Annotated in this window: 5 protein-coding genes; all 5 read right to left on the reverse strand. The window is 38.6% G+C overall.

Going from position 1 to position 4417, the window contains the following annotated elements; all coding sequences use genetic code 11:
- Positions 1–199: 199 nt before the first annotated feature.
- The 5 genes from dapA to AC3WVG_RS11040 all read right to left on the reverse strand — a co-directional run bounded on the left by dapA (position 200) and on the right by AC3WVG_RS11040 (position 4166).
- Positions 200–1084, reverse strand: coding sequence for a 4-hydroxy-tetrahydrodipicolinate synthase (gene dapA / locus AC3WVG_RS11020; protein WP_488798167.1), 885 nt, complete (start codon positions 1082–1084; stop codon positions 200–202).
- A gap of 90 nt (positions 1085–1174) precedes the next feature.
- A complete protein-coding gene (dapF, locus tag AC3WVG_RS11025) occupies positions 1175–2023 on the reverse strand; it encodes a diaminopimelate epimerase (protein WP_488798168.1) in 849 nt (282 codons plus the stop codon).
- A gap of 2 nt (positions 2024–2025) precedes the next feature.
- Complete coding sequence (locus AC3WVG_RS11030; RefSeq protein ID WP_488798169.1) at positions 2026–2883, reverse strand: UshA-like (seleno)protein family 2; 858 nt, start codon at positions 2881–2883, stop codon at positions 2026–2028.
- Positions 2883–3158, reverse strand: coding sequence for an HU family DNA-binding protein (locus AC3WVG_RS11035; protein WP_488798170.1), 276 nt, complete (start codon positions 3156–3158; stop codon positions 2883–2885). The genes AC3WVG_RS11030 and AC3WVG_RS11035 overlap by 1 nt, the downstream gene beginning before the upstream one ends.
- 204 nt (positions 3159–3362) lie before the next feature.
- Positions 3363–4166: a MinD/ParA family protein gene (locus AC3WVG_RS11040; protein WP_488798171.1), complete on the reverse strand. Its 804-nt coding sequence runs from the start codon at positions 4164–4166 to the stop codon at positions 3363–3365.
- Positions 4167–4417 lie beyond the last annotated feature (251 nt).

A 4417-nucleotide genomic window follows, 5' to 3' on the forward strand; every position in this document is an offset into this window, starting at 1 on the left:
TATTGACTAACCCCATTATGCACAGCCCGCAAGCAAGCCTTAGATGTGTCCAAGTTTTTGTCAGCATTGAAGAAAATGCACTCGCAAATTAACTCAGAAAGATGAGTTGATTAGTTAAATGATTGAGTTGATTAAAAGAGGAGTAGCTGAGCATGGACACTACCCATTAAAACACCCAGCTACTCAACTAATAAACCATTCAACCAGAGATCAATTGTTTGCTCTCCAAAATATTTCTTAATTTTTCTTCATTGGCCGCAAGCAACGGTACCAGAGGTAATCTCAACTCCAACTTTATCTTTCCCATTAATGAAAGAGCAGTTTTAACCGGAATTGGATTAGTTTCCAGAAACATAGCCCGACAAAGGGGAGCCATGTCTTGATGAAGTTTTTGGGCTGTTTCCAGATCATTTTGAAAAACCGCCTTACATAAATCACTCATCTTTCGTGGCACAATATTAGAGACTACGGAAATTACTCCATGTCCACCAACAGATAACAGAGGCAAAACTGTAAAATCATCTCCAGACAAAACGATAAATTCCGGACCGCACTCCTCAATTACTTCAGAAACTTGCTTTAGATCTCCTGTAGCTTCTTTTATACCTACTACCTCAGGTATTTCCTTAAAGAGCCTGGCCACTGTTGGAGGTAAAACGTTTAAAGAAGTCCTGCTAGGGACATTGTATACAATCATAGGAATAGACACTTCCTTGGCAATGGCCTTAAAATGAGCGACTATTCCTTCAGGTGTTGGCTTGTTATAATATGGTGTTATAAGCAATGCACCATCTGCCCCGGCTTCCTTGGCATAACGAGTCAAATCGATGGCCTCTCTGGTAGAGTTTGACCCGGCTCCTGCCAGAACCGGCACTCTTCCTTTGGCTTGCTCAACACAAATCTTGATCACTTGTTTATGTTCCTCATGACTAAGGGTTGCGGACTCACCTGTAGTACCGCAAGGAACAAGGCCATTAATGCCTTCCTCTATCTGCCACTCAATCAATTCTCTATAAGCTTCCTCATCTAACTTGCCGTCCTTAAAAGGAGTAACCAAAGCTGTAAATGCGCCCTTAAATTGCATCTAATATCCTCCCAGTAAAAGTTTTGAGTTTAAAGATTAAAATTATTTCCGAGTTTCGAGGTATGGCGCTTCCTAACTCGAAACTATTAATTATTCTTCATCCAGACCAAACTGTTTTAAAAAAACTCGCCCTTCATAAACAAGAACAGCTTTACCTTGTAAGAAAACTTTATCATCTTCAAGGATAATACGTAAAACTTCCCCGCCAGTTGTGGTCACCTGAACAGAATTGTTGAGCAATCCCAGCCTATTAGCTACAACAACGCTGGCAGCAGCACCTGTTCCACATGCAAAGGTTTCGCTCTCGACCCCTCTTTCATAGGTGCGTAATAATATTTTGTCATTATCCTTTATTTCGATAAAATTTACATTAGTGCCAGCAGGTGAAAATTGTGTATGGAAACGAATAGTCTGACCTAATTTCTGGACATCCATTTTTTGCAAATTTTTTGTGATAACAACAGCATGAGGTACTCCAGTATTTACAAAATGGACATTGAGTTCCCTTTGTTCATCAAGAGTCAAAGACAGATTAAGTTGTAAATCTCGTGGAGGAGTAAGTTGCACCTTAACCTGACCTTCTTCCAGAACCTGAGCCTGTATTGGACCGGCATCAGTTCCAAAAATATGCTTTTTGGGTGCCATGCCCAGTTCATAAGCTAATCTGGCCGCGCACCTGGACCCATTTCCGCACATCTCCGCCCGAGACCCATCTGAATTAAAAAAATGCCATCGATAATCAATGCCCTGTTTATCCGGCTCGTCCAAAAAAATCATCCCATCCGCCCCGATAGCAAATGCGCGCGGACAAAGTTTTTTGGCCCAAAGGCCCATCTTCTCCGGGCTAATCCTCAATTCACGGTTATCAAAAAGGATAAAGTCATTACCACTGCCCTGCATCTTAAAAAATTGCGCTGTATCCAAATTATTCACAGTCATAATTAATCTCTAACACTTTTAAATAATGTTAAAATTTTTTCATCTGAAGGAACTCGATCATTTAAAGGGAAAATATCAAGAATTACATTATCCCCTTGTTTCCATTGCCAATTTGAATCCCTGGAAGGAAACCTCAAAATTTTGAGTAAATTCACTGCCTTGCCCTTGGGATAAGGTCTAATCCAAAGTGTATAACCATTATTGACGATCTTCCCTCGCGTGCCAAAGCCCTCCCCAGAACCCAATAAAACGTGCATAAAAGAACCTGGAAATTCTAGATACCTCTTTTCGAGGTCAGCCCCCCAGGGACTAAGACCAACAATCAAAGCCCTTTTATTGCTAAGATTAATACTTTTAGCTAACTGATTTACTTCCTTACATACCTGTTCAAATTTACTTGTCTTTTCTGGAAAAAGAACAAAAAAAATCTCATCTTTATTCACTTTATACTTAAAGACCGTCGGATTTTCCTTGGGCATTACACGCCAATTTTCAGGAATAGAGCTCGAATTTATTTTCAAAATATCATTTTCTAAACTGGTTAGAAAACCAACATGATACTTTAAAGACTTAAATGCAGAAACTAAAGAAGTGTAAAATCCTTTTGGCTTTCGAGATATTGAAGCTGGCTTTAAAAATTCATAGGGACCAAAGACAAAGAAAGTAAAACTATTCCTTTTTTGTTCAAAAAAACCAGCCCGCCGGGCCAGTCCACCTAGTGTCTTTCCGCCTCAGGTTGGACAGGGGCGGATTTTGGCAAATGTATTAGCAGTGTAATAAATGCTTAAACCTTTGGCCCAGACCGGTGAGACCAGAAAACAAAAAAGGAAAAAAAGAAAAAATAGCCTCAGCTTCAACATTAGCTATTGAGATATTCCTTCAACTCTTTTCCGGCGCGAAAAAAAGGAAGCCTTTTTGGTTTAACCTCGACCTTTTCACCAGTCTTGGGATTTCGACCTTGGTAGCCTTTATACTCCTTTATCTTAAAACTGCCAAACCCCCTGATTTCAACTCTGTTTCCATTTTTGAGGGCTTCTTTCATAGAATCAAAAAAAATATTCACAATGTCTGTAGCTTCTTCCACAGAAATATTTCTTTCCTCAGCCAACGTCTTAATTAATTCACTCTTGTTCATTGCCCCCTCCTGTTTGTGTTTTTCCGGTAAAAACCTAATCAGCTTTGGATTCTTAACGATATTTTTCTCAAAATCAAAATAAAATCAAGTAAAGTCAATAGATAAATAAAAAAAATGAGAGATAATTTTGAATAGATTTGGCAGATATAAAAAATATTTTCAGTCTTTTTAATACATTATTATTTGTTAAAAAATTTAATTAAGCTAGAAATCCATTTTTAAAACCGTGGCTCCGGATATAGTAGATAATAATTCTTCTCGCTTTTCAATCAATCTTTTTGCTATAAATAAAATATCAGTCGCACCAGGAGAAGAAGGGGCGTATTTTAAAAATGGAACCTGCTTACGCACTGATTCAGGTATCTTTGGGTCATTACGTACAAAACCCAAAAAATTAATAGGTAATTTTAAAAACTTATCACAAGCTGCACGTAAACGTTCAAAAGTCTTTAGGGCTTCATTTTCAGATTGAACCATATTTACTAATATCCAAAAATCCTTCACCTTATGTTTTAAATACAAAACCTTAATTAAGGCGTAGCCGTCTGTCAAAGATGTCGGCTCAGGAGTGATAATTAAAATCCTTTGGTGACTAATCCGGGCAAAAGATAAAACCGTTGAACTTATGCCGGCACCAAGATCCATTAACAAAAAGTTGTATCTCTTAAATAACTGCTCCAGATTTTGAAAAATTAGAAGCTGCAAATCTTCATCCAGTTCAACAAGTTCCGGTACACCGGAAGCGGCAGGGATCAGAGCAAACTCTTTTCTTTCAAGATAAAAAATAATTTGTTCTGGTTTAGCCCCTTTCCTAAGTATATCCTGTAAATTTTTGTCTGGAGTTATGCCCAAGAGCACATCCAAATTCGCTAACCCCAAATCACAATCCATGAGCATTGTTGGCTGAGCAAGCTTAAATAAAGCATAGCCTAAATTTAAAGCCAGATTGGTTTTACCAACCCCACCCTTACCACTAAATATAGAAATACTTAATGTTTTGTTTTGCATATCTCACCTTTTTTAAGGTCCATGGTCTGAGTTAATGGAATCCCATATCCACTGCCCGTCCTACCTAGTCAACCACTCACCAACTCAACCCAGGTGCAGCCATGGGATGCACCCCTTAACCAGTCACAACACAGTACATACACAGCACAGCGTCTCATGCTCAAAACTCATAACCTATAACTCCAAACATAGATCAGATGCGCCTGCAAAAAGGGACTTTTTGCAGGCAATGTTGAATTTTGAATGATGAA

The organism is Desulfovulcanus sp. (assembly GCF_982781345.1).